The 23,360-nt window shown below is 61.4% G+C and carries 24 protein-coding genes; 13 read left to right on the plus strand and 11 right to left on the minus strand.

Annotation, left to right across the window (positions count from 1 at the left end; translation table 11 throughout):
• Positions 1–52: 52 nt before the first annotated feature.
• The 3 genes from BFP89_RS17790 to betC form a co-directional block, all read right to left on the minus strand.
• On the minus strand, positions 53–1,621 hold the full coding sequence (locus BFP89_RS17790) for a SulP family inorganic anion transporter (RefSeq protein WP_065886731.1): 1,569 nt from the start codon (positions 1,619–1,621) through the stop codon (positions 53–55).
• Positions 1,622–1,851: 230 nt separating this feature from the next.
• A complete protein-coding gene (gene choX / locus BFP89_RS17795; protein WP_065886732.1) occupies positions 1,852–2,766 on the minus strand; it encodes a choline ABC transporter substrate-binding protein in 915 nt (304 codons plus the stop codon).
• 19 nt (positions 2,767–2,785) lie between these two features.
• The gene (gene betC / locus BFP89_RS17800; protein ID WP_065886733.1) at positions 2,786–4,297 is read right to left on the minus strand and encodes a choline-sulfatase; all 1,512 of its coding nucleotides are present in this window, start codon (positions 4,295–4,297) and stop codon (positions 2,786–2,788) included.
• A 103-nt stretch (positions 4,298–4,400) separates the two neighbouring features.
• Here betC and BFP89_RS17805 point away from each other — a divergent pair, with 103 nt between their 5' ends.
• From BFP89_RS17805 to BFP89_RS17825, 5 genes are all read left to right on the plus strand, one after another.
• Positions 4,401–5,351, plus strand: a complete 951-nt coding sequence (locus tag BFP89_RS17805) for a choline sulfate utilization transcriptional regulator (protein ID WP_065886734.1) — start codon at positions 4,401–4,403, stop codon at positions 5,349–5,351.
• Positions 5,352–5,522: 171 nt separating this feature from the next.
• Positions 5,523–6,482, plus strand: coding sequence for a 2-dehydro-3-deoxygalactonokinase (locus BFP89_RS17810; protein WP_065886735.1), 960 nt, complete (start codon positions 5,523–5,525; stop codon positions 6,480–6,482).
• A 1-nt stretch (position 6,483) separates the two neighbouring features.
• Positions 6,484–7,104, plus strand: a complete 621-nt coding sequence (locus BFP89_RS17815; RefSeq protein WP_065886736.1) for a 2-dehydro-3-deoxy-6-phosphogalactonate aldolase — start codon at positions 6,484–6,486, stop codon at positions 7,102–7,104.
• A 48-nt stretch (positions 7,105–7,152) separates the two neighbouring features.
• Positions 7,153–8,301 (plus strand): galactonate dehydratase, encoded by a 1,149-nt coding sequence (gene dgoD, locus BFP89_RS17820; protein ID WP_065886737.1) that lies wholly within the window; start codon positions 7,153–7,155, stop codon positions 8,299–8,301.
• 185 nt (positions 8,302–8,486) lie between these two features.
• Positions 8,487–9,791, plus strand: coding sequence for an MFS transporter (locus BFP89_RS17825; protein ID WP_065886738.1), 1,305 nt, complete (start codon positions 8,487–8,489; stop codon positions 9,789–9,791).
• A gap of 35 nt (positions 9,792–9,826) precedes the next feature.
• Here BFP89_RS17825 and BFP89_RS17830 read toward each other — a convergent pair whose 3' ends face one another.
• From BFP89_RS17830 to trpB, 3 genes are all read right to left on the minus strand, one after another.
• A complete protein-coding gene (locus BFP89_RS17830) occupies positions 9,827–11,488 on the minus strand; it encodes an FAD-dependent oxidoreductase (RefSeq protein WP_065886739.1) in 1,662 nt (553 codons plus the stop codon).
• A 169-nt stretch (positions 11,489–11,657) separates the two neighbouring features.
• Positions 11,658–12,467, minus strand: a complete 810-nt coding sequence (trpA, locus tag BFP89_RS17835; RefSeq protein WP_065886740.1) for a tryptophan synthase subunit alpha — start codon at positions 12,465–12,467, stop codon at positions 11,658–11,660.
• Positions 12,467–13,693: a tryptophan synthase subunit beta gene (gene trpB / locus BFP89_RS17840; protein WP_065886741.1), complete on the minus strand. Its 1,227-nt coding sequence runs from the start codon at positions 13,691–13,693 to the stop codon at positions 12,467–12,469. Before trpB ends, trpA begins: the two co-directional genes overlap by 1 nt.
• A gap of 111 nt (positions 13,694–13,804) precedes the next feature.
• Between trpB and BFP89_RS17845 the strand changes: the two genes are divergently transcribed.
• On the plus strand, positions 13,805–14,701 hold the full coding sequence (locus tag BFP89_RS17845) for a LysR family transcriptional regulator (RefSeq protein WP_065886742.1): 897 nt from the start codon (positions 13,805–13,807) through the stop codon (positions 14,699–14,701).
• Here BFP89_RS17845 and BFP89_RS17850 read toward each other — a convergent pair.
• A complete protein-coding gene (locus tag BFP89_RS17850; RefSeq protein ID WP_003170746.1) occupies positions 14,698–15,024 on the minus strand; it encodes a DUF883 family protein in 327 nt (108 codons plus the stop codon). The genes BFP89_RS17845 and BFP89_RS17850 overlap by 4 nt on opposite strands.
• Before the next feature lie 157 nt (positions 15,025–15,181).
• Between BFP89_RS17850 and BFP89_RS17855 the strand changes: the two genes are divergently transcribed.
• Positions 15,182–15,397 (plus strand): dodecin, encoded by a 216-nt coding sequence (locus BFP89_RS17855; protein WP_065886743.1) that lies wholly within the window; start codon positions 15,182–15,184, stop codon positions 15,395–15,397.
• 116 nt (positions 15,398–15,513) lie between these two features.
• The gene (locus tag BFP89_RS17860) at positions 15,514–15,738 is read left to right on the plus strand and encodes a DUF1161 domain-containing protein (RefSeq protein WP_065886744.1); all 225 of its coding nucleotides are present in this window, start codon (positions 15,514–15,516) and stop codon (positions 15,736–15,738) included.
• A 59-nt stretch (positions 15,739–15,797) separates the two neighbouring features.
• On the opposite strand, the gene BFP89_RS17865 is transcribed toward BFP89_RS17860, so the two are convergent.
• Positions 15,798–16,799: an LLM class flavin-dependent oxidoreductase gene (locus BFP89_RS17865; RefSeq protein WP_065886745.1), complete on the minus strand. Its 1,002-nt coding sequence runs from the start codon at positions 16,797–16,799 to the stop codon at positions 15,798–15,800.
• A 215-nt stretch (positions 16,800–17,014) separates the two neighbouring features.
• Here BFP89_RS17865 and BFP89_RS17870 point away from each other — a divergent pair, with 215 nt between their 5' ends.
• Together BFP89_RS17870 and BFP89_RS17875 are read left to right on the plus strand one after the other, a co-directional pair.
• Positions 17,015–17,446, plus strand: a complete 432-nt coding sequence (locus BFP89_RS17870) for an OsmC family protein (protein ID WP_065886746.1) — start codon at positions 17,015–17,017, stop codon at positions 17,444–17,446.
• A gap of 143 nt (positions 17,447–17,589) precedes the next feature.
• On the plus strand, positions 17,590–17,829 hold the full coding sequence (locus BFP89_RS17875; protein ID WP_065886747.1) for a DUF1161 domain-containing protein: 240 nt from the start codon (positions 17,590–17,592) through the stop codon (positions 17,827–17,829).
• On the opposite strand, the gene BFP89_RS17880 is transcribed toward BFP89_RS17875, so the two are convergent.
• Complete coding sequence (locus tag BFP89_RS17880) at positions 17,830–18,252, minus strand: PA0061/PA0062 family lipoprotein (RefSeq protein ID WP_065886748.1); 423 nt, start codon at positions 18,250–18,252, stop codon at positions 17,830–17,832.
• A gap of 96 nt (positions 18,253–18,348) precedes the next feature.
• Between BFP89_RS17880 and BFP89_RS17885 the strand changes: the two genes are divergently transcribed.
• Complete coding sequence (locus tag BFP89_RS17885; protein WP_065886749.1) at positions 18,349–19,392, plus strand: aminopeptidase; 1,044 nt, start codon at positions 18,349–18,351, stop codon at positions 19,390–19,392.
• 116 nt (positions 19,393–19,508) lie between these two features.
• Here BFP89_RS17885 and BFP89_RS17890 read toward each other — a convergent pair whose 3' ends face one another.
• Together BFP89_RS17890 and BFP89_RS17895 are read right to left on the minus strand one after the other, a co-directional pair.
• Positions 19,509–20,168 (minus strand): HAD family hydrolase, encoded by a 660-nt coding sequence (locus BFP89_RS17890; RefSeq protein ID WP_065886750.1) that lies wholly within the window; start codon positions 20,166–20,168, stop codon positions 19,509–19,511.
• Positions 20,165–20,707, minus strand: coding sequence for a gamma carbonic anhydrase family protein (locus BFP89_RS17895; RefSeq protein WP_065886751.1), 543 nt, complete (start codon positions 20,705–20,707; stop codon positions 20,165–20,167). The genes BFP89_RS17890 and BFP89_RS17895 overlap by 4 nt, the downstream gene beginning before the upstream one ends.
• Positions 20,708–20,808: 101 nt before the next feature.
• Here BFP89_RS17895 and prlC point away from each other — a divergent pair, with 101 nt between their 5' ends.
• Positions 20,809–22,860 carry an oligopeptidase A gene (gene prlC / locus BFP89_RS17900; RefSeq protein ID WP_065886752.1) on the plus strand — a complete coding sequence of 684 codons (2,052 nt, stop codon included), beginning with the start codon at positions 20,809–20,811 and terminating at the stop codon, positions 22,858–22,860.
• Entirely contained in the window at positions 22,857–23,132 is a 276-nt protein-coding gene (locus tag BFP89_RS17905) for a YheV family putative zinc ribbon protein (RefSeq protein ID WP_065886753.1), read from the plus strand. Before prlC ends, BFP89_RS17905 begins: the two co-directional genes overlap by 4 nt.
• Positions 23,133–23,360 lie beyond the last annotated feature (228 nt).

The raw sequence follows: 23,360 nt of genomic DNA on the forward strand, positions 1-23,360 counted from the left end.
TGGCTGAAGCACCGCTATCGGGGCAAGCCCCCTCCCACAGTTTTGACCGTGTTCAGTCTTCGAAATGGATGGGGCAGTTTTCGGCGCCTTCCAGTTTCTTCAATTCTTCAACCACCTGCGGCCGGGCCCCGCGCAAGGTCAGGCTACGCCCCAACCTCGCCAGCCGCCGCGCTTCCTGGTGCAGCATCTCTACCCCGGAGTAGTCGATAAAGTTGATCTGCTGCGCCTCGATCACCACCCGCTCGCCCTGCAAGTGTTGCAGGCGCACCTGCAGGTAGTGGCTGGCGCCAAAAAAGATCGAGCCACCCACGCGCAACACATCCTCGTCACCGTCGCGCCATTGCTGCACCCGGGGTTGGGAGGTGCGCTTGAGGTAGAAAAACAGCGACGCCAGCACCCCGGCATAGATGGCCGTTTGCAGCTCCAGCAGCAAGGTCGCGACACACGTCAGCGCCATCACCACGAATTCGGCGCGGCTCACGCGGTACAACGCACGGATGCCGCGGTGGTCCACCAGCCCCCAGCAGATCAACAGGATACTTGCCGCCATGCTCGGGATCGGAATGTGCGCGATCAACCCTGCGCCAAACAGCGCAAACAGCGCCACCCAGAGCGCGGAAAACACGCCGGCCAATGGCGAGCGGGCACCCGCCTCATAACTGAGGCCGGAACGGGTGAACGAACCTGCCGACAGATAGCCGGAGAAAAATCCGCCGACAATATTGGATAAACCTTGGGCGCGAACTTCCTGATTCGCATCGAGCAGTTGCTGCGAACGGGCCGACAGTGAACGGGCAATCGACAGGCTGGTCACCAGCCCCAGCATGCCCACCGCCACGGCGCTCGGCAGCAGGCGCAGGATCGTGTCCAAGTCCATGGGCAACGGGCGCAAGGGTGGCAGCTTGCCGATGAACGAACTGACCAACGCCACATGCCCGAACAGCGCCGGCCACAGCCATGTGGCGAGGCTGCCCAGGGCCAGGGCGATCAACAGGCTCGGCCAGCGTGGCACCAGGGATTTGAGCAGTGCGCCGACCAGCAAGGTGCCCAGGCCCAGGATGAGCGATGCGCGGTCCCACTCGCCGGCATGCTCGAGCAGCGCCAGCAGGCTGTTGATCGCGGTGGCCTGGCTCGGCAGGTCCAGCCCCAGCAGGTTGGGCAACTGCCCGAGAGCGATGACCACCGCGGCACCGAGGGTGAAACCGAGCACCACGGAATGGGAGACGAAATTCACCAGCGCGCCGAAGCGCAGCAGGCCCAGCAACCACTGGAACACACCGGCGAGGACGGTCAGCAGCAGGATCAAGGTGATGTAATCCTGGGAACCCGGCACCGCCAGCGGGCTGATACTGGCGTAGAGCACAATGGAAATTGCCGCCGTAGGACCGCAGATCAGGTGCCAGGACGAGCCCCACAGGCACGCGATCAACACCGGAATGATGGCCGCGTACAGACCGTACTCCGGTGGGAGCCCGGCGATCAGTGCGTAGGCAATCGACTGTGGCAGCGCGAGTACGGCGCCGCTGAGGCCGACGATGGCGTCCCGGACAACGCTGGCGCGGGTTTGGCACGGCAGCCAACTGAGGAAAGGGAACAGGGTGTAGCGGTTGGGCCGGGACATCGCAGGCTCGGATTCACAGGTTGGGCTCAGGGTATCAGTACACACTGATCCTTGTGGGAGGGAACAAGCCCCTAGTGCCAGTCAGCTTTGTTGTAGGAGCGAGCTTGCTCGCGAAAAACTCACAGGCACCGCGTTCATTCAGAAAGCACGCGTTATCGTTGACGTTTTTCGCGAGCAAGCTCGCTCCTACAGAGGGCATGCCCCCTCCCACATTTGGATTGTGATGTGTCTTAGAGGTTGGCTTTTACCGCTGCCAACGCATCCTTGCCATCCAGGGTTTTCACGCCCTCCAGCCACTTGTCCAATACCGCCGGATTGGCCTTGATCCACGCCTTGGCAGCTTCGGCATTACTGACCTTGTTGTTGGCCACGTCAGCCATGATGCTGTTCTCCATGTCCTGGGTGAAACTCAGGTTGGTCAGCAGTTTGCCCACATTCGGGCAGGCCTGCGCATAGCCCTTGCGGGTCAAGGTGTAGACGCTGCCGGTGCTGCCGAAATACTGCTCGCCGCCTGTGAGGTAGTGCATTTTCAGTTGCACGTTCATGGGGTGCGGCGTCCAGCCGAGGAAGGTGACGAAGCGCTGTTTCTTCACCGCTCGCGAAACTTCGGCGAGCATCGCCTGTTCACTCGACTCCACCAGCTTCCACTGGCCGAGGTCAAAGTCATTTTTCTTGATGATCTCCTGCAGCGAGATATTCGCCGGCGCGCCGGAGCCGATGCCGTAGATCTTCTTGCCGAACCGGTCGGCGAATTTATTCAGGTCGGCAAAATCATGCACACCCGCGTCCCACACGTAGTCCGGCACGGCGAGGGTGAACTCGGTGCCGTCGAGGTTCTTCGCCAGCTGTACGACATCGCCATTGGCCACGAACTTGTCATAGAAGCCTTGCTGCGCCGGCATCCAGTTGCCCATGAACACGTCAACCTGGCCATCCTTGAGCCCGCCAAAGGTAATCGGCACGGCCAGGGTGTCGACCTTGGCCGTGTAGCCCATGCCGGTCAGCAGAAAACCGGTGATGGCGTTGGTCGCCGCAATGTCGCTCCAGCCGGGATCGGCCATTTTCACCGTTTCGCAACTTAAGTCCGCAAATGCATTGGCGCTGCTCAACGCCAGGATGCCCAGCACTACCGTTAACTTTTGCATGGCCTTCCCTCTGTATTTTTTAGTGTTGGCAGGGTTGTGGATAACGTGCCTTGCGCTCCAGGTCGTCGAGGTCGATATGGTTGCGCATGTACTGCTGACTGGCGTCCACCAGTGGCTGGTGATCCCAGCTCTTGAGCTTGCCCTGGGTCAGAGCTTCGAACACCAGGCGACGGCGGCGTTGGCTGGCGAGCACCTGTTGGTGGATCGCCGGGATGTCCCACTTGGCCCGCGCCTCGTTTAAAAACGCCTCGAACAGTGGCCGGTGCTCCGGTGACTGGCTGAGGTCCTCCCGCTCGTGCGGGTCGTTGTGTACATCGAACAGTAGACAAGGGTCGTCTTCGCTGTAGATGAATTTGTAGGCGCCCCGGCGAATCATCATCAGCGGGCTGATGGTGCCTTCGGCCATGTATTCGCCAAACACTTCGTCGTGCCCGCCCTCGCCTTGCAAATGTGGCAGCAGCGAACGCCCATCCAGGGGCAGGCGCGGGTCCAGCTCGCCGCCGGCCAACTCCACCAGGGTGGGCAACAGGTCGGCGGTCGAGACGGCCTGGGTCACACGGCGCGCCGCAAATTGCCCGGGCGCACTGATCAACAACGGCACGCGGGCGGCCATTTCGAACCAATGCATTTTGTACCAAAGGCCGCGCTCGCCCAGCATGTCACCGTGGTCGCCGGAGAAGATGATGATGGTGTCATCGGCCAGGCCGGTGTCTTCCAGGGTTTGCAGCAGCTTGCCGACATTGCTGTCGATGTAGCTGCACGCGCCGAAATAGGCACGCCGTGCATCGCGGATCTTATCCACAGGCAGCGGCTTGTCCCACAGGTCGTAGACCTTGAGCAAACGTTGGGAGTGCGGGTCGAGATCGCCCTGGGGCGGCGTTGCTGGCAGGGGAATGTCGCTCTCGTCGTACAGGTCCCAGAACGGTTTGGGAATAGTGTACGGGTCATGGGGATGGGTCATCGACACGGTCAGGCAGAACGGTTGCTCGCCGTCCTCGCGGATATGATCGAACAGATATTGCCGGGCCTTGAACACCACTTCTTCGTCGAAATCCAGCTGGTTGGTGCGCACACAGGGCCCGGCTTGCAGCACCGAGGCCATGTTGTGATACCAGCTGGGGCGTACGTCCGGCTCATCCCAGTTCACCGCCCAACCGTAGTCCGCCGGGTAGATGTCGCTGGTCAGGCGCTCTTCATAGCCATGCAACTGGTCGGGACCGCAGAAATGCATCTTGCCCGACAGCGCCGTGCGGTAGCCGAGGCGACGCAGGTAGTGGGCATAGGTCGGCACATCGGCGGGGAAATCCGCCGCGTTGTCGTAAGCGCCTATCTTGCTCGGCAACTGACCGCTGACCAGCGTGAAGCGCGAAGGCGCACACAGCGGGCTGTTGCAGTAGGCGGCGTCGAAGACCACGCCCTGTTCGGCGAGGCGGCTCAGGTTGGGCAGCTTGATCGGGGAAGGTCCGTAGAACGGCAGCAGCGGCGCGGCCATTTGATCGGCCATGATGAAAAGAATGTTCTTGCGCTTCATGGTTTCTCGGCATTCCATAGGCGGTGTTTATGCCAATGAGCATGCGGCCCATGAAAAACGTGGTAAAGCCCATGAAGAACAATACCTAGGATAAGCACAGCTTATGTATGAAGCGCTGGGTGACCTCTCCCTCGACCTGCTGCGCGCGTTCGAAGCGGCTGCGCGGCAGCGCAGTTTTACCGCCGCCGCGATGGAGTTGGGCACCACCCAACCGGCCATCAGCCAGCAGATCAAACGGCTTGAAGAGCAGTTGGCGATCCGCTTGTTCGATCGCATCTACCGTGGCATCGAATTGACCGACGCCGGCGCCCTGCTGTTCGAACACGTGCAGGCCGGCCTGCAAACCATCAACCTGGGCCTGAGCACCGTCACCCGGCAGGACCAGCACGAAGTGCTGCAAGTGGCCACCGACTTCGCCTTTGCCGCCTACTGGCTGATGCCGCGCCTGCATCGGTTCCACGAGGCCAACCCGCAGGTTGACGTGAGCCTGGTGACCAGCGAGCGCAACCACGCCAGCCTGCGCAGCGACATCGACGTGGCCGTGCTGTTTGGCGATGGACGCTTCAAGCAAGGCGACAGCCTTTGGTTGTTCAACGAGGAAGTGTTCCCGGTGTGCAGCCCCCAGTGGCTTAAGAACCAGGCCACTGCGCTGACGGTGCAGACCCTGCCGGACTACCCCCTGCTGCACTTGCGTCAGGAAAACAATCGCCATTGGTTCGATTGGGCCGGTGTGTTTCGCGAGCTGGGTATCAGCGCCGCGCCCACCCCTGGCCAGTTGCGTTTCGACAATTACACGCTGCTGATTCAGGCGGCTATTGCCGGCCAGGGCGTCGCGATCGGCTGGCGCCACCTGGTGGATAACCTGCTGGAGCAGAACTGGCTGTGCAGACCGATCAGCGAGACGGTGGTCTCGCGCTTCGGCTATTACGTGGTGCAGCCCCAGCGCAAGCGTCGCGGGCAATTGGTCGAACGGTTTGTCGATTGGCTGCTGGCGGAGCAGGCCGGCAGTGCGCAGTCATTGACCGGGCTGGCCCTGCCATCGATTGCGGTCTAGGACCGGCGCTTTCCAAGCCAATGCAATGCTCATTTTCCCAGGAAGATGTATGACTTTTCGCGATTATCTCCCAATATATGGGACTGATATTTATATATTGAGATATTACAAAGCTTAGGTTTATATTCGCCCATCTGCTTTTTTCAGCACCCACTCATTTCAGGTGAAGCGATGCAGGCGCAATTGATCGCGCTCGATTGGGGAACCAGTTCCCTTCGTGCTTACAAACTAGGCCCCGCCGGCGTGGTGCTGGAACAACGCTCACTGGCGTCGGGCATCATGCATTTGCCCAGCGAACCGCGTGACATTGCAGGCGTGCGCTGCAGCAATGGTTTCGAGCTGGCCTTCGATAGCGCCTGTGGGGACTGGCTCGACGCCCAGCCCGACCTGCCGGTGATTGCCTGCGGCATGGTCGGCAGCGCACAGGGCTGGAGCGAAGCGGCTTACCGCAATACCCCGGTGGATGTGGCGAGCCTGGGCCAGGCGCTGCATAAGGTGCGCAGCGTGCGTGGGGTTGATGTGCATATCGTGCCGGGCGTGATCGAACAGGTCGGCCTGCCCAATGTGATGCGCGGCGAAGAAACCCAGGTGCTCGGTGTGCTGCACGGGCTTGCGAGCGACGTATTGATTGGCCTGCCGGGCAGCCATTCCAAATGGGTCGAGGTCGTCGAAGGCTGTATCACTCACTTCGACACCTTCATGACCGGTGAGCTGTTCGCCGTCTTGAGCCAGCACAGCATCCTGGGGCGTACCCAGCAATCATCGGAACATTTCCAGACCGAGGCGTTTGACCGCGGCGTGCATGTGGCGCTTTCGGCAGATGGCCGGCGCGGCGTGCTCTCGACGCTGTTCAGTGCCCGCACCCTCGGCCTGACTGCCCAACTGACGCCCGAGCAGCAGCCCGACTACCTGTCCGGCCTGCTGATCGGTCATGAACTGGCCGGTTTACCCGACAGCGCAAAACCCAAGCCGATCGTCCTGGTCGGTGCCGCCCCCCTCTGCGCCCGCTATCAACGTGCCCTCGCGCTGTGCGGCTTCACCGACGTCAGCCTGGCGCAGGCCGCCAGCGAGCGCGGTTTGTGGCAACTGGCCGTGGCGGCCGGGCTCACTCAACCTGTAACGGAGGCCTGACATGCTTAAAACAGCACTCGCACAAAACGGTCTGATCGCGATCCTGCGCGGTGTGCGCCCGGACGAAGCCGAAGCCGTCGGCCAGGCGCTGTACCAGGCCGGTTTTCGCGTCATCGAAGTGCCGCTTAACTCGCCGGACCCCTACACCAGCATCCGCACGCTGCGCGACAGCCTGCCCGCCGATTGCCTGATTGGTGCCGGTACGGTGCTGACGCCCGAGCAGGTCGAGCAGGTCAAGGCCGCCGGCGGCCAGGTAATCGTGATGCCCCACAGCGATGCCAGGGTATTGCGGGCGGCGAAAGCGGCGGGCCTGTATCTGTCGCCGGGCGTCGCCACACCGACCGAAGCCTTTGCCGCACTGGCCGAAGGCGCCGACGTATTGAAACTGTTCCCGGCCGAGCAAATGGCCCCGGCGGTGATCAAGGCGTGGCTTGCGGTATTGCCGGCGGGCACGTTGCTGCTGCCGGTGGGCGGTATCACGCCGGACAACATGCAAGTGTTCACCGACGCCGGCGCCAAGGGCTTCGGGCTGGGCTCCGGATTGTTCAAACCGGGTATGAGCGTAGAGCAGGTTGCGAGCCGTGCCCAGGCTTATGTCGCGGCCTGGAAAGCCCTGAGCTGATTTCAAGTTCCGCGCCTGCTGGCGCTGCATCTATAAGAGAGACAACAGATGAAAATCACCAAACTGACGACCTTCATCGTCCCGCCGCGCTGGTGCTTCCTCAAGGTCGAAACCGACCAGGGCGTCACCGGCTGGGGTGAGCCCGTGGTTGAGGGTCGCGCCCACACCGTGGCCGCTGCCGTCGAAGAATTGTCCGACTACCTGATCGGCAAAGACCCACGCAATATCGAAGACATCTGGACCGTGCTCTATCGCGGCGGTTTCTACCGCGGTGGCGCTGTGCACATGAGCGCCCTCGCCGGTATCGACCAGGCGTTGTGGGACATCAAGGGCAAGGCTCTGGGCGTGTCCGTCAGCGACCTGCTGGGCGGCCAGGTGCGTGACAAGATCCGTGTGTATTCGTGGATTGGTGGCGACCGCCCGGCCGACACGGCCCGCGCGGCCAAAGAGGCTGTGGCCCGTGGTTTCACTGCGGTGAAAATGAACGGCACCGAAGAGCTGCAGTTCGTCGACAGCTTCGAAAAAGTCGACCTGGCCCTGGCCAACGTCGCTGCCGTGCGCGATGCGGTCGGCCCTAATGTCGGCATTGGCGTCGATTTTCATGGCCGCGTGCACAAGCCCATGTCCAAGGTGCTGATGAAGGAACTGGACCCGTACAAGCTGATGTTCATCGAAGAACCGGTGCTCAGCGAAAACTACGAAGCCCTCAAGGAACTGGCCCCCCTGACCAGCACCCCGATTGCCCTGGGCGAGCGCCTGTTCTCGCGCTGGGATTTCAAGCGCGTGCTCAGTGAAGGCTATGTCGACATCATCCAGCCGGATGCGTCCCACGCCGGCGGCATCACCGAAACCCGCAAGATCGCCAACATGGCCGAAGCCTACGACGTGGCCCTGGCCCTGCACTGCCCGCTGGGCCCGATTGCCCTGGCGGCGTGTCTGCAATTGGACGCGGTGTGCTACAACGCGTTTATCCAGGAACAGAGCCTGGGCATCCACTACAACGAGAGCAACGACCTGCTCGATTATGTGCGCGACCCGGGCGTATTCGACTATGACCAAGGCTTTGTGAAGATCCCCAACGGGCCGGGCCTGGGCATCGAGATCAACGAGGAATACGTGGTCGAGCGCGCGGCCATCGGCCATCGCTGGCGCAACCCGATCTGGCGCCACGCCGACGGCAGTTTCGCCGAGTGGTGATGTCGACTGGCTAAAATGTGGTCAAAAATGTGGGAGGGGGCTTGCCCCCGATTGCGGTGTGTCATCCACCGATGTACTGGCTGTTCCACCGCCATCGGGGGCAAGCCCCCTCCCACATTTGATCCAGTTTTTTCAGTCAGCTCAGTTTTTCAGACCTCAATAAACATAAAAAGAGGCACTTCCCCATGCACCCTGAACCCCTCACCGGACAGGCTCCTGTAGTCACGCCCAGCCGAAAGCGCTTCTTTATCATGGTGCTGCTGTTCATCACCGTGGTGATCAACTACCTCGACCGCAGCAACCTGTCGATTGCCGCTCCCGCGCTGACCAGCGAGCTGGGCATTGACCCGGTCCATGTCGGGCTGATTTTCTCGGCGTTCGGCTGGACCTACGCCGCGATGCAGATCCCTGGCGGCTGGTTGGTCGACCGTGTGCCCCCGCGCATTCTCTACACCGCCGCCCTGCTGCTGTGGTCCATCGCCACCGTCATGCTCGGCTTTGCCGCCAGCTTCATTGCGTTGTTCGTGTTGCGCATGGCCGTCGGTGCCCTGGAGGCCCCGGCCTACCCGATCAACAGCCGGGTCGTGACCACCTGGTTTCCCGAGCGCGAGCGCGCCACGGCGATTGGCGTCTACACCTCCGGGCAGTTCGTCGGGCTGGCGTTTCTCACCCCCGTGCTGGCCTGGCTGCAACATGCATTCGGCTGGCACATGGTGTTCGTCGCCACCGGTGGCGTCGGCATCTTATGGGCGCTGATCTGGTACGCGGTGTACCGCGAGCCCAAGGATTTCAAGGGCGCCAACGCGGCGGAAATCCAGCTGATCCGTGACGGCGGTGGCCTGGTGGATATGCAGGAAAAATCCAGCAAGGCGCCGTTCAGCTGGGTTGACCTGGGCATTGTGCTGAGCAAGCGCAAGCTGTGGGGCATCTACCTTGGGCAGTTCTGCCTGAACTCCACCCTGTGGTTTTTCCTCACCTGGTTCCCGACCTACCTGGTCAAGTATCGCGGCATGGACTTCATCAAGTCCGGTCTGCTCGCCTCACTGCCGTTTCTGGCGGCGTTCGTCGGGGTGCTGTGCTCCGGGATTTTTTCCGACTGGCTGATTCGCCGGGGCGCGTCGGTAGGCTTTGCGCGCAAGTTGCCGATCATCGGCGGGCTGCTGATTTCCACCGCGATCATCGGCGCCAACTACGTGGACTCCAGCGCCTGGGTGATCGCATTCCTGGCACTGGCGTTCTTCGGCAACGGGCTGGCGTCGATCACCTGGTCGCTGGTGTCCACGCTGGCACCTGCCCGTTTGTTGGGGCTGACCGGTGGCGTGTTCAACTTCATCGGCAACCTGTCGGCGATTGCCACGCCGATCGTGATTGGATTTCTTGCCAGCGGTGATTCGTTTGCGCCGGCCATTACCTATATCGCGGTGCTGGCGCTGCTTGGCGCGCTTTCCTACGTGTTGCTGGTGGGCAAGGTCGAGCGGATTGAGCTGTGAAACAAGGCGACCCTGGGGTCGCCTTCCTTACCTGTTCACGGCACGGACATCTCGTTACGGAACACATTGTGCGGGTCCCAATGCCGCTTGGTGCGGCGCAGGCGGCTTTCGATCATGAGGTCGGGGACGAAAATCTTGTACCAGTAGGGGTTTTTCGGCCTGGCCGGGTTGCCGTCCTCATGAGTCATGTCCAGGTCCGGGTAGTTGATATAGCAACCCTCGAACTGGTCATTGAGGGGCACCCCCTGGTCATTGGCGAACGCTTGGAAAAACAGTCCCTGAATCCATCGGGCGTGGGCCTGGTCCGCCGCCTCGCCGGCCTCCTGCCAATAGCACTGCGGTTGCCACTTCAGGTAGGACGAGCGCTGTGAGGCCGACGACTCCTTGCGAACCGCCGGTGTGGCCTCGTTGATGCGCCCGCCAAACGACTGGATTTGTATCAGGCTCTGGGTCAGGTATCCATCGGGGTCGTCCCAGTGCAACGTGTCCCAGATCGCCCGGAGCACCTGAGGGGTGAATTCGCCCTTCTGATAGGCCGACTTGTAGCGCCCGCGCAGATTGTCCCCTGAACCATTCAAGGTTTGCTGGCACACCAGCCAATCCAGGCGTCGCGTGGCCGCCAATGCGTCGGGCAATGCTTTGATGGCGCGTCCGCTGGCGCCGCCGCTTGGCATATGCACAACGTAAAACGGCACCAGGCATTCCGTCGCGGGCAGGCCAATGGCATCGAGCATTTTTGCGACGAAATCTTCAAAGGGCGCCTGGTCCTTTACCCCCGCGTCCCGATCAACGTAGTGAATGCCCAGGGTCACATTACCCGTGTGCGGATGGCGCATCTCCAGTTTGGTCGCCAACCCCCACGTGTCGGGATTGCTTTGGTTGAGGGCGAACCAGTTCTGATAGGCGATAAGCAGGTTGTCGAGCCTGGACTTATCGGTCAGCAGGGACCAATCCCATTGCAGCACCAGCCAGAGCACTTCCTTCGGCGCCTCGGGCAATGCCTTGAAATAGTAGCTGGTGATGATGCCGAACTGACCGCCACCGGCGCCGCAGCACGCCGCGAAGAGGTCGAGCTCGTCAGGGTCTGTGCTGTCTCGCGAGACATGCACGGGGGTCAGGCCGGTGCCCTGTGCATTGGGCACCAACATATCCACACCGTGCAGCCAATCGCACACCAGGCCATGCTTGCGTGACAGCAATCCATAGCCGCCCCCGCAGATATGCCCGCCCAGGCCGACCGAATAGCACGAGCCGCCCGGCAGTGTCTTATTGGCCAGCTTGTACAACCTGACGTAGGCATCCCAATTCTGCGCACCGGCCTCCAGGCGAAAGCTGTAGCGCTCGGACCGCGCGGGGACCAGGTCGGAAGCCAGTTGCCCATCGGCGGCGTAGACCACCTGATTCAGCGGGCTGATATCCAGGATCGATAGCACCTCGTCGCTGTTGCCGGGCATTTTGTTGGAGACGAAACCTTCGTAGCAGTGGCCACCGCTGCGAACCGTTATACGTCCGTGGGTGATCGCCAGCGCTTCGGCGGCAGCGTCGATGATGTCCTGGGGGCTGTGGCAGAGGTAGATGCGACTGGCGCCATTGGGCGACGATTCGCCCTGCACATTGCCCAACGGCCAGCGCAGGTTGAAGCCTTTCTGCAAAGTGGAATGACGGTGGTCCAAACACGTGATGAGATCAAATGCCATGATGTACTCCTTAAGAGCCAGGGATGACTTCTGATGCAGCTAACTTAACAACCGGGAGGCAAGAACTGCGGGGGGCTTGCAGAGGCGGTTAGACGACAAGAGGCATGAAGTGCTGGTGGGGTGACTGCATGTCACCCCACAAGCCTAGCGCAAGAATCCGGACCGGTAGTTACCGACGTGCGTTGCGCACGCCTTCGGACAGCGCCGCGCAATGGCTCAATACGCCATCGATCGCTTGCTGGTGGCTGTCGGCGTTGGCGATGTGATCGATCAGCGCAGACCCCACCACCACACCGTCCGCCAGGCGCGCGATGGCCGCCGCTTGCTGCGGTGTACGGATACCGAAGCCGATGCTGATCGGCAGGTCGGTATGGCGACGCAAGCGGCTCACGGCTTCTTCGACGTGCTCCAGGGTGGCCGCGCCGGCACCGGTCACGCCCGCTACCGACACGTAGTACACAAAGCCGGAGCTGCCGTTGAGCACCGTCGGCAGGCGTGCGTCGTCAGTGGTCGGCGTGGTCAGGCGGATAAAGTCGATACCCGCCGCCTGGGCCGGGTCGCACAGTTCGCCATTATGTTCAGGCGGCATGTCCACCACGATCAGCCCGTCTACGCCCGCTTCCTTGGCGTCGGTGATGAATTGCGGGACACCGTACTTGTGGATCGGGTTGAAGTAGCCCATCAACACCAGGGGCGTGTCGTCGTTGTCCTTGCGGAACTCGCGAACCATCTGCAGGGTTTTCGCCAGGTTCTGCCTGGCCTCCAGCGCACGGATGTTGGCTAACTGGATGGCCGGGCCATCGGCCATCGGGTCGGTGAAGGGCATGCCCAACTCGATCACGTCGGCTCCGGCAGCGGGCAGGCCTTTGAGGATGGCCAGCGAGGCGTCATAGCCCGGGTCGCCGGCGGTGACGAAGGTCACCAGGGCGGCGCGGTTCTGCTCTTTGAGTTGCGCGAAGCGCGTCTGCAGGCGGCTCATCAATGTTTCTCCTGCTGGGACTGTTCCATATGGTGCATGACGGTCTGCATGTCTTTGTCGCCTCGGCCGGACAGGTTGATCACCATCAGGTGCTCCTTGGGCAGGGTCGGTGCGCGTTTGAATACTTCGGCCAGGGCGTGCGCGCTTTCCAGCGCCGGAATGATCCCTTCGAGGCGGCAGCATTTGTGGAAAGCATCGAGGGCTTCATCGTCCGTCACCGAGGTGTACTGGACACGGCCGATGTCGTGCAACCAGGCGTGCTCAGGGCCGATGCCAGGGTAGTCCAGGCCTGCGGAAATCGAGTGTGCGTCGATGATCTGGCCGTCATCGTCCTGCAGCAGGAAGGTGCGGTTGCCGTGCAGTACGCCGGGCACCCCGCCATTGAGGCTGGCGGCGTGCTTGCCGGTTTCGATGCCATGACCGGCCGCTTCAACGCCGATGATCTCGACGCTGGTGTCATCCAGGAACGGGTGGAACAAGCCCATGGCATTGGAGCCGCCACCGATGCACGCCACCAGGCTGTCCGGCAGGCGGCCTTCCTGGGCTTGCAATTGGTCGCGGGTTTCCTTGCCGATCACGGCCTGGAAATCGCGCACCATGGCCGGGTACGGGTGCGGGCCGGCCACGGTGCCGATCAGGTAGAAGGTGCTGTCGACATTGGTGACCCAGTCACGCAGGGCCTCGTTCATCGCGTCCTTCAGGGTGCCGGTGCCGGCGACCACCGGGATCACCTCGGCGCCCAGCAGCTTCATGCGAAACACGTTGGCCTGCTGGCGTTCGATGTCGGTGGTGCCCATGTAGATCACGCATTGCAGGCCAAAGCGCGCGGCGACGGTGGCAGTGGCCACGCCGTGCATGCCGGCGCCGGTCTCGGCGATGATGCGTTTCTTGCCCATGCGCCGCGCCAGCAGGATCTGGCCGATGCAGTTGTTGATCTTGTGCGCGCCGGTGTGGTTCAGCTCTTCGCGCTTGAGGTAGATCTTGGCGCCGCCGCAGAACTCGGTCAGGCGTTCAGCGAAGTACAGCGGGCTTGGACGCCCGACGTAATCGCGCTGGAAGTAGGCCAATTCTTCGTTGAACGCCGGATCGATCTTGGCCGCTTCGTATTCACGGGCCAGCTCGAGGATCAACGGCATCAGGGTTTCAGCGACGTAGCGGCCGCCGAACGCGCCAAACAGGCCGTTGACGTCAGGGCCGTTGCGCAGGTCGGTCTGGGACTGAGTCATGGGACGCTCCAGGAAAGAAAGGGGTGTGGGAAACAATGAGGACCACTCTACCCCTGCCGCTCTGGGCTGAAAACCGATAAGATCGCCGTAACCTGTCAGGAAAACTCACAGATGAGCCGAGACCTTCCGCCGCTCAATGCGCTGCGCGCCTTTGAAGTCACCGCCCGCCTCAGCAGCGTCAGCCAGGCTGCGGAGCACTTGCATGTCACCCATGGCGCAGTCAGTCGCCAATTGAAAGTGCTGGAAGAACACCTGGGCGTCAGCCTGTTCGTCAAGGAGGGACGCGGCCTTAAACTCACAGATTCAGGGGCAAGGTTACGCGATGCCAGCGTCGAAGCGTTCGAGCGTCTGCGCGATGTGTGTGCCGAACTCACCCAGCGCAGCGCCGACGCACCCTTTGTACTGGGATGCTCGGGCAGCTTGTTGGCCCGCTGGTTGATACCGCGTCTGGGGCGCTTGAATGCCGACTTGCCGGACTTGCGTCTGCACCTGTCGGCCGGTGACGGCGATCTCGACCCCAGGCGCCCCGGCCTTGATGCCCTGCTGGTATTCGCCGAGCCGCCTTGGCCGGCGGATATGCAGGTGTACGAGCTGGCCAGCGAGCGCATTGGCGCCGTCATGAGTCCACGCTTCGCCGGCTATGAGCGCCTGCGCCAGGCACCGGCCCAGGCCTTGCGTGGCGAACCTCTCTTACACACCACGTCGCGTCCGCAAGCCTGGCCCAGTTGGGCGCAGCAACACGGGATCGAGCCCGACGCGCTGAAACTCGGCCAGGGTTTTGAACATTTGTATTATTTGCTGGAAGCGGCGGTGGCAGGACTGGGCGTGGCGATTGCGCCACAACCGCTGGTGGCGGAGGACCTGCGTGCGGGTCGCCTGGTGGCGCCGTGGGGCTTCAGTGAAACCCCGGCGCACCTGGCGTTGTGGCTACCCAAGCGCGCCGCAGATGGGCGCGCCGGGCAATTGGCGCAGTGGCTCAAGGCTGAGCTGGCGCGCCAACCTGTTTAGTCGCCGCGTTTGCACAGCAGGTAGGCTGCCAGCAGACCCAGAGCACCGACGGCAACGCCGGCGGTGGTCCATGGGTGCTCTTGTGCGTAGTCGCGAGTGGCAACGCCGGTTTCGCGAATTTTGACTTTGCTTTCTTCGTACGCGTCGCTGATCAGGTGGCGCGAGTGCTTGAGGGCATTCTCGGCATTGCTTTTCAGGGCCTTCAGCGTTTTGCGCGACTCATCGGATGCGTCGTCCTTGAGGCTCTCGAGGGATTTGAGCAGGCTCGAAATCTCGGCTTCCATGCTTTCCAGCGACGCTTTGCGTAAAGAAGTGTTGGCCATTTGGACATCTCCTGAAGTGATTGAGTGGCGTGTGTAGATACCGACTGCGGCCGTTTCAGAAAGTGCATTAAATCTGAACTTTCGTGGCCGAGCGGTCGCCTCAAGCAGTACGAATATTCACTGCTAGTCTTGATTGACGACCTACAGGAGAAACACCATGAGCGAACATCACACCTACAAGAAAGTCGAATTGGTGGGCTCATCCACCACCACCATCGAAGATGCGATCCAGAATGCCCTGGCCGAAGCCAGCAAAAGCCTCAAGCATCTGGAATGGTTTGAAGTGACTGAAACCCGTGGGCATATCGAGGATGGCAAGGTCGCGCACTATCAGGTCACCCTGAAGGTGGGATTCCGAATTGCCAGTAGTTGATCGGGCACGCGGAACTTTGACCGCTGGCCGATTGCCATAACCTGCGCTACACCCAATGCATGCCGACGCCCTGAGCGTCGGCATGCTCTTTTCGACCAGTGCAAGGAAAGTATCGGATGAAGAAGTTTCTGTTGGCGGTAGGTTTGTTGAGCATTGCAGGTACGGCCCTGGCGGCGGGCAAGCCTTGTGAAGAGCTGAAAAGCGAACTCGCGGCAAAGCTTGATGCCAAGGGCGTTCAGCACTATTCGCTGGATGTTGTGGATAAAGGCGCTGCCGCCGATGGCCAAGTGATTGGCAGTTGCGAAGGCGACACCAAGGAAATCGTCTACAAGCGCGGTTGATCCCGTGTTGCAGACATAAAAAACCGACGCAGGCGCGTCGGTTTTTTTTCGCCTGGGGTTTAGCCCTTCATCACCTGCGCCAGCAGCTCGTAGGAATGAATCCGGTCGGCGTGCTCATACAGGTCGCAGGTAAAGATCAGTTCGTCGGCGCCGGTCTGTTCGATCAGCACCTCCAGTTTGGCGCGGATCTTCGCCGGGCTGCCCACCATCGCCAGGCCGAGGAAACTGCCCACCGCTTCTTTCTCGTGGGGCAGCCACAGGCCTTCCATGGTTTTCACCGGTGGGCGCTGCACCAGGCTCTGCCCGCGCATCAGCGCGAGGATGCGCTGGTACACCGAGGTGGCCAGGTAGTCGGCCTGTTCGTCGGTGTCCGCGGCGACCAGCGGAATGCCGAGCATCACGTAGGGCTTGTCCAGCACCGCCGAAGGCTTGAAGTGATTGCGGTACACCCGAACCGCTTCATGCATCAGGCGCGGTGCGAAATGTGAGGCGAAGGCGTAGGGCAGGCCACGTTCACCGGCCAATTGCGCACTGAACAGGCTCGAGCCCAGCAACCATACCGGCACGTTGGTGCCGGTGCCCGGGACTGCGATCACCCGCTGATCGGGCGTACGCGGGCCGAGATAGGCCATCAGTTCGGCCACGTCTTGCGGGAAATCGTCCGCGCTGCCGGAGCGTTCACGGCGCAGGGCGCGGGCGGTCATCTGATCGGAACCGGGCGCGCGGCCCAGGCCCAGGTCGATACGGCCAGGGTACAGGCTCTCCAGGGTGCCGAACTGCTCGGCGATCACCAGCGGCGCGTGATTGGGCAGCATCACCCCGCCGGAGCCGACGCGGATAGTCGAGGTCCCACCGGCCAGGTAGCCCAGCAATACCGAGGTAGCCGAGCTGGCGATACCGTCCATATTATGGTGCTCAGCCACCCAGAAACGGTTATAGCCGAGCTTTTCCACGTGCTGGGCAAGGTCCAGGGAATTGCGTAACGATTGTGCCGCACTGCCGTTGGCGCGTACGGGCACCAGGTCGAGGGTCGAGAACTTCACGTCGGACAGCGATTTCATAGCCTGCTTCTCCAATAGGGGCGCAGGCTTCTTAGACGAACCAAAACCTGCCGCTTCATGTGCATGGTCTATGCAATGAGGGCATATACCCGAGATTCAATAGCAGCCATGAAATTTCCTACTTATTTGGTAGGTCTTTCCGACAAGATGAACTTTGCGACGGCGTCTATCCTCAGAACCTTACTGACGCAAAATCACCGTTCGAGGAGAAAGCTATGAGTATCGTTAAAAAGGCATCCGCGCATTGGGAAGGCGATCTGAAGACTGGCCTGGGCTCGATTTCCACCGAGACCGGCGTGCTGCGCGAAGCGCCCTATGGCTTCAAGGCCCGCTTCGAAGGCGGCAAGGGCACCAACCCTGAAGAACTGATTGGTGCGGCCCACGCCGGCTGCTTCTCCATGGCATTTTCCATGATTCTCGGCGATGCAGGCCTCAAGGCTGACAGCATCGACACCGAAGCCCAGGTGACGCTCGACCAGGTCGAGGGCGGTTTTGCGATTACCGCTGTGCATCTGGTGCTTAAAGCCAAGATCCCAGGCGCCAGCCAGGCGCAGTTCGACGAACTGAGCAAAAAGGCCAAGGAAGGGTGCCCAGTGTCCAAAGTGCTGAATGCAACCATCACCCTGGATGCCACGCTCCTGAACTAACCCCTGGACAGTGTGGGAGGGGGCTTGCCCCCTCCTACATTTTGTTCTGCGTTAAATCAGAACTCGTGTTTCATAAATGTGGTCCTATAGCCTATGCAGCCTAGACGCACACCCGTGCGCAATGCATTCAGGGAGCTACACACATGAAACGTTTTGCTTTGGCGGTCATCTGCGGCGTATTGGCCACTTCGGCCATGGCCGCGCCAAAAGACTGCGAAGAGCTGCGCAAAGAAATCGAAGTCAACATCCAGGCCAAGGCGATCCCGTCCTACACCCTGGAAATCATCACCGCCGAAGAAGCCAAGAATCATGACAGCGCCATGATTGTCGGTTCCTGCGAAAACGGCACCAAGCGCATCATCTACCAGAAGAACAACGACTGATCAGATGCAGTTCACGCTGCGCTCTTCGGCCAGCAATTGCCGCGCCGGGTCGTACAAACGGATGTTGGGCGTGAAGGCCAATGAGCGCCCTTCCAGTATGTAGCGTTGGCCGGCCTGGAAATGGTCGTACTGCAAGGTCATGAAGCAGGTTCGATACATCATCTGGCTGAGCCCCCCCAACCCTCCTCCGGCGGGCACTTCGAAGTCGAAGCGCACCATCAGTTCGTGGGCCCCGGGCGGCATTTGGAAATAGCGCCCGTCTTCGAGGTATTTCCCGTCCAGGCGCTGAGCCATGACCAATTTGGCGCCCGGGGTTGGCGTGGTGAAATCGACCCAGGCCTGTTGCGGGTCGATGGGCGGGATCGGCGTCGATGCGCAAGCGCTGAGCAACAGGGCGGCGACGGGGTACAAAAGCTGGCGCATGGCAGGCACTCAACGCGAGAAGATATTTTGAGTATAAACACGCCATCACGTGGAACCTTCAAATTCGATTCAAGCGTACCCAGGAGCAGTCGCGGCATGATCAGGCGTTTTCTTCCTGGGTTGCTGGTGATGCTGCTCAGCGGCTGCTCCAGCGTCAGTTACTACGGCCAGTTAGCCAGTGGCCAGTGGCAACTGCTGCGGGCGCGGGAACCGGTGGCCGAGGTCATCGCCGATCCGGTTCGTCCGCAAGGGTTGCGTGAGCATCTGCTTCAATCCCAGAAGGCCCGTGCGTTCGCCAGCGAACAGCTGCACTTGCCCGACAATCAAAGCTACCGGCTGTATGCCGATATTGGTCGACCCTATGTGGTGTGGAATGTCTTCGCCACGCAGGAATTTTCTTTGTCAGCGCAAAACCACTGCTTCCCCATCGCCGGTTGTGTAGCCTATCGCGGCTACTACAGCCAGGGCGCGGCGCGTGGCGAGGCGGCATTGCTGCGCCAACAAGGCATGGACGTGTCGATTGGCGGCGTCGAAGCCTATTCCACACTGGGCTGGTTCAATGACCCGATCATCAGTTCGATGATGAACTGGGGCGATGAACGTCTGGCCACCCTGATCTTCCACGAGCTGGCGCATCAGCGCTTCTATGTGAAGGACAACACCGAGTTCAACGAGTCATTCGCCAGCTTTGTCGAGCAGGAAGGTACGCGACAATGGCGCGCCGCCCGTGGCCTGGCGCCGCTGAGCAATGCGACGCTGCAGCAGCGCGACCAGTTTACCCAGTTGATTCTCGCTACCCGCAAACGCCTGGAAAACCTTTACGCCCAGCCATTGGCGGCCGAGGTGATGCGCCAGGCCAAGGCCGCGCAGTTCGAGCGCCTGCGCCGTGAGTACCGCCACCTGCGCGATAGCCAGTGGGGCGGTGACAAGCGTTACGACGCGTGGATCAACCAGCCGATGAACAACGCGCGGCTGCTGCCGTTCGGGCTGTATGACCAGTGGGTACCGGCGTTTGCGGCGTTGTTTGCGCAGGAAGGGCGGGATTGGGTGAAGTTCTATGGGGCGGTGGAGAAGTTGGGAGGGCTGCCGGTGGAGCAGCGCAGGGCGGCGTTGAGGCAATTGGAAAAGGTTGCCCTGTAGGGCCTCATCGGGGGCAAGTCGAATCGTCGCACCGCCCCTCCCACAATTGACCTGTGTACACCGCTCAAAATGTGGGAGGGGCGGTGCGACGATTCGACTTGCCCCCGATGGCGTCCTCAAGTCCGCCGCAAAAACGCCTGATGCATTTCTGCCAACGTCTCAAAATGCCAGTTCGGCGCTTCGGCATTCAGCTCTTCAAAGCTGCCAAACCCATAACCCACTGCCACCGAGTCGAGCCCATTGCTGCGCGCGCCGATCAGGTCATGCTTGCGATCACCGATCATCAAGGTGGTGGCCGGGTCCAGCCCTTCTTCACGCACCAGGTGGGCGATCAGCTCGACCTTGTTGGTGCGTGTGCCATCCAGCTCGCTGCCGTAAATCACCTTGAAGTGCTTGGCAAAGTCGAAATGCCGTGCGATCTCACGGGCGAATTCCCACGGCTTGGATGTCGCCACATACAGTTGGCGGCCCTGGCTGTTCAGTTCTTCGAGCAGTGGCATCACGCCGTCGAATACCTGGTTTTCATACAGCCCCGTGACCTTGAAGCGCTCGCGATAGAAATTCACCGCTTCCCAGGCCCTGGCCTCGTCGAAGCCATAGAACTGCATGAACGCCTGCAGCAACGGCGGGCCGATGAAGTGTTCGAGCCGGGTCAGGTCCGGCTCGTCGATGCCCAGTTTGCCGAGGGCGTACTGGATCGAACGGGTGATGCCCTCGCGCGGGTCGGTGAGGGTGCCGTCCAGGTCGAACAGCACGGTCTGGTGGTGCAGGGTCATTGGTCGAATCCTTGCGCGATGTGCAGGTCTTTGAGCTTCACGTAGTTCGCCGCGCTGTAGGTGAAAAAGGCACGCTCCTTGTCGGTCAGCGGGCGGACCTGTTTAACCGGACTGCCGACATACAAAAAGCCGCTGTCGAGTTTCTTGCCCGGCGGCACCAGGCTGCCGGCCCCGATGATCACGTCATCCTCCACCACGGCGCCGTCCATGACGATGCTGCCCATGCCGATCAAGATGCGGCTGCCCACGGTGCAGCCATGCAGCATGACTTTATGGGCGATGGTCACGTCGTCACCGATCAACAGCGGGAAACCGTCCGGGTTGAAAGGGCCGGCGTGGGTGATGTGCAGCACACAGCCGTCCTGCACGCTGGTGCGCGCACCGATACGGATGCGGTGCATGTCGCCGCGAATCACCGTCAATGGCCAGACCGAGCTGTCGGCGCCGATTTCGACATCGCCGATCACCACCGCCGAAACATCGACAAACGCCCCGGTGCCCAGGGTTGGCGTGTGATTCTGATAGGTGCGAAGGGTCACGATAGCCTCTCTCTGTTGTACTGATAGCTGCGGTGGGTGTTGATTGTAATTAAGATGGCCCCATCTTTGTCTTATCTGTTTCTTCAGCCAAGGTGCCAACCGTGAGCGCGAACAACCCTCTTCTGCAGCCCTACGACCTGCCGCCGTTCTCGGCGATCCGTGCCGAGCATGTCCAGCCGGCCATCGAACAGATCCTGGCCGACAACCGTGCAGCGATCGCAGACATCCTGCAAAGCCAGGGCAAAAATCCGACATGGGCGGGCCTGGTCCTGGCCATGGACGAGCTCAATGATCGCCTGGGCGCGGCCTGGAGCCCGGTCAGCCACCTCAACGCCGTGTGTAACAGCGCCGAGTTGCGCGAAGCCTATGAGGCTTGCCTGCCGGCATTGAGCGCCTACTCCACCGAAATGGGGCAGAACCGTGAACTGTTCCAGGCCTTCGAAGCCCTGGCCAACAGCCCGGAAGCCGCCGGTTTCGATGTGGCGCAAAAAACCATCCTGGAACACGCCCTGCGCGACTTCCGCCTGTCGGGGATCGATTTGCCGCCCGAGCAGCAGAAGCGCTACGCCGACGTGCAAAGCAAGCTGTCGGAGCTGGGCAGCAAATTCTCCAACCAGTTGCTGGACGCCACCCAGGCCTGGACCAAACACGTCATCGACCAGGCCACCCTCGCCGGCCTGACCGATTCGGCCAAGGCGCAAATGGCCGCCGCCGCCCAGGCCAAAGGTCTCGATGGCTGGCTGATCACCCTCGAATTTCCCAGCTATTACGCGGTAATGACCTACGCCCAGGACCGTGCCCTGCGTGAAGAAGTCTACGCGGCCTACTGCACCCGCGCGTCGGACCAGGGCCCGAATGCCGGTCAGAACGATAACGGCCCGGTGATGGAACAGATCCTCGACCTGCGTCAGGAACTGGCTCAATTGCTGGGCTACGCGTCGTTCGCCGAACTGAGCCTGGCCACCAAAATGGCCGAGTCGAGCGATCAGGTGCTGAGTTTCCTGCGCGACCTGGCCCGGCGCAGCAAGCCGTTCGCCACCCAGGATTTGCAACAGCTCAAAGCCTACGCCGCTGAACAGGGTTGCCCTGATCTGCAAAGCTGGGACAGCGGTTTCTACGGCGAAAAACTGCGCGAGCAGCGCTACAGCGTGTCCCAGGAGGCCTTGCGCGCCTACTTCCCGATCGACAAGGTGCTGGGCGGCCTGTTCGCCATTGTGCAGCGCCTGTACGGCATCGAAATCGCCGAACAGAAAGGTTTCGACGCCTGGCACCCGGACGTGCGCCTGTTCGAGATCAGGGAAAACGGCCAGCACGTCGGCCGCTTCTTCTTTGATTTGTATGCCCGCGCCAACAAGCGTGGCGGTGCCTGGATGGACGGCGCCCGCGACCGCCGCCGCACCATCGATGGCGTGCTGCAAAGCCCGGTGGCCAACCTGGTGTGCAACTTCACCCCGGCCGACAGCGGCAAGCCTGCGCTGCTGACCCACGATGAAGTCACCACCCTGTTCCACGAGTTCGGCCATGGCCTGCACCACCTGCTGACCCGCGTTGAACACGCCGGCGTATCCGGTATCAATGGCGTGGCCTGGGATGCGGTGGAGTTGCCGAGCCAGTTCATGGAGAACTGGTGCTGGGAGCCTGAAGGCCTGGCGCTGATTTCCGGTCACTACGAAACCGGTGAACCGCTGCCCCAGGACCTGCTGGAAAAAATGCTCGCGGCGAAGAATTTCCAGTCCGGCCTGATGATGGTGCGCCAGCTCGAGTTCTCGCTGTTCGACTTCGAACTGCACGCCACCCACGGTGACGGTCGCAGTGTGGCGCAGGTACTCGACGGTGTGCGCGATGAAGTCTCGGTGATGCGTCCGCCGGCCTACAATCGTTTCCCCAATAGCTTTGCGCATATCTTCGCCGGCGGTTATGCGGCGGGTTACTACAGCTACAAGTGGGCCGAAGTGCTCTCGGCGGATGCCTTCTCCAAGTTCGAAGAAGACGGCGTGCTCAATGCCCAGACCGGCCGCGCCTTCCGGGAAGCGATCCTTGCAAGGGGCGGTTCCCAGGAGCCGATGGTGTTGTTCGTCGACTTCCGCGGACGGGCGCCGTCGATTGACGCACTCTTGCGCCACAGCGGCCTGGGTGAGGGCGCGGCAGCATGAGTGAAGGGCCTGTTATTACCAAAAAGCAATTTATCGCCGGGGCGGTCTGCCCGGCGTGCAGCGAGCCGGACAAGCTGAAGATGTGGACCGAGGACAACGTGCCGCACCGCGAATGTGTGGCCTGCGGGTATACCGATACGCTCAATGACCAGGGGCTGTCAGTGCCCAGGGAGTTGGGCACGCGGGTCAATACCTCGGCCTTGAAAGCGCCGGCCGATCCGAAGGTGCAGGCGGTGCAGTTTTTTCCCAATCCGAAGCTGAAAAAAGACTAGTCTTTCGTACGCGGACCAAAATGTGGGAAGGGGCTTGCCCCCGTGACGGCCTGACAGCCGACGGGGTTCTACCTGACGGTCCGAGGGCCAAATGTGGGAGGGGGCTTGCCCCCGATGGCGGCCTCGGGGCCGACCAGGATGTTGGATTGGACCGAGTACATATCCGTTTCTGCGGTAACGGCTGCTAACGGTTCCGCTTTTACAGCGGCTCACTTTTGAAAAGCGCAA

The sequence above is a fragment of the Pseudomonas sp. 31 R 17 genome (assembly GCF_900004915.1).
In the GTDB taxonomy this organism is placed as follows: Bacteria; Pseudomonadota; Gammaproteobacteria; order Pseudomonadales; family Pseudomonadaceae; genus Aquipseudomonas; species Aquipseudomonas orientalis_A.

Excerpts from the sequence above, each read along its gene's own strand:
- BFP89_RS17790 (WP_065886731.1), bottom strand. The coding sequence starts at position 1,621 with ATGTCCCGGCCCAACCGCTACACCCTGTTCCCTTTCCTCAGTTGGCTG.
- choX (WP_065886732.1), bottom strand. The coding sequence starts at position 2,766 with ATGCAAAAGTTAACGGTAGTGCTGGGCATCCTGGCGTTGAGCAGCGCC.
- betC (WP_065886733.1), bottom strand. The coding sequence starts at position 4,297 with ATGAAGCGCAAGAACATTCTTTTCATCATGGCCGATCAAATGGCCGCG.
- BFP89_RS17805 (WP_065886734.1), top strand. The coding sequence starts at position 4,401 with ATGTATGAAGCGCTGGGTGACCTCTCCCTCGACCTGCTGCGCGCGTTC.
- BFP89_RS17810 (WP_065886735.1), top strand. The coding sequence starts at position 5,523 with ATGCAGGCGCAATTGATCGCGCTCGATTGGGGAACCAGTTCCCTTCGT.
- BFP89_RS17815 (WP_065886736.1), top strand. The coding sequence starts at position 6,484 with ATGCTTAAAACAGCACTCGCACAAAACGGTCTGATCGCGATCCTGCGC.
- dgoD (WP_065886737.1), top strand. The coding sequence starts at position 7,153 with ATGAAAATCACCAAACTGACGACCTTCATCGTCCCGCCGCGCTGGTGC.
- BFP89_RS17825 (WP_065886738.1), top strand. The coding sequence starts at position 8,487 with ATGCACCCTGAACCCCTCACCGGACAGGCTCCTGTAGTCACGCCCAGC.
- BFP89_RS17830 (WP_065886739.1), bottom strand. The coding sequence starts at position 11,488 with ATGGCATTTGATCTCATCACGTGTTTGGACCACCGTCATTCCACTTTG.
- trpA (WP_065886740.1), bottom strand. The coding sequence starts at position 12,467 with ATGAGCCGCCTGCAGACGCGCTTCGCGCAACTCAAAGAGCAGAACCGC.
- trpB (WP_065886741.1), bottom strand. The coding sequence starts at position 13,693 with ATGACTCAGTCCCAGACCGACCTGCGCAACGGCCCTGACGTCAACGGC.
- BFP89_RS17845 (WP_065886742.1), top strand. The coding sequence starts at position 13,805 with ATGAGCCGAGACCTTCCGCCGCTCAATGCGCTGCGCGCCTTTGAAGTC.
- BFP89_RS17850 (WP_003170746.1), bottom strand. The coding sequence starts at position 15,024 with ATGGCCAACACTTCTTTACGCAAAGCGTCGCTGGAAAGCATGGAAGCC.
- BFP89_RS17855 (WP_065886743.1), top strand. The coding sequence starts at position 15,182 with ATGAGCGAACATCACACCTACAAGAAAGTCGAATTGGTGGGCTCATCC.
- BFP89_RS17860 (WP_065886744.1), top strand. The coding sequence starts at position 15,514 with ATGAAGAAGTTTCTGTTGGCGGTAGGTTTGTTGAGCATTGCAGGTACG.
- BFP89_RS17865 (WP_065886745.1), bottom strand. The coding sequence starts at position 16,799 with ATGAAATCGCTGTCCGACGTGAAGTTCTCGACCCTCGACCTGGTGCCC.
- BFP89_RS17870 (WP_065886746.1), top strand. The coding sequence starts at position 17,015 with ATGAGTATCGTTAAAAAGGCATCCGCGCATTGGGAAGGCGATCTGAAG.
- BFP89_RS17875 (WP_065886747.1), top strand. The coding sequence starts at position 17,590 with ATGAAACGTTTTGCTTTGGCGGTCATCTGCGGCGTATTGGCCACTTCG.
- BFP89_RS17880 (WP_065886748.1), bottom strand. The coding sequence starts at position 18,252 with ATGCGCCAGCTTTTGTACCCCGTCGCCGCCCTGTTGCTCAGCGCTTGC.
- BFP89_RS17885 (WP_065886749.1), top strand. The coding sequence starts at position 18,349 with ATGATCAGGCGTTTTCTTCCTGGGTTGCTGGTGATGCTGCTCAGCGGC.
- BFP89_RS17890 (WP_065886750.1), bottom strand. The coding sequence starts at position 20,168 with ATGACCCTGCACCACCAGACCGTGCTGTTCGACCTGGACGGCACCCTC.
- BFP89_RS17905 (WP_065886753.1), top strand. The coding sequence starts at position 22,857 with ATGAGTGAAGGGCCTGTTATTACCAAAAAGCAATTTATCGCCGGGGCG.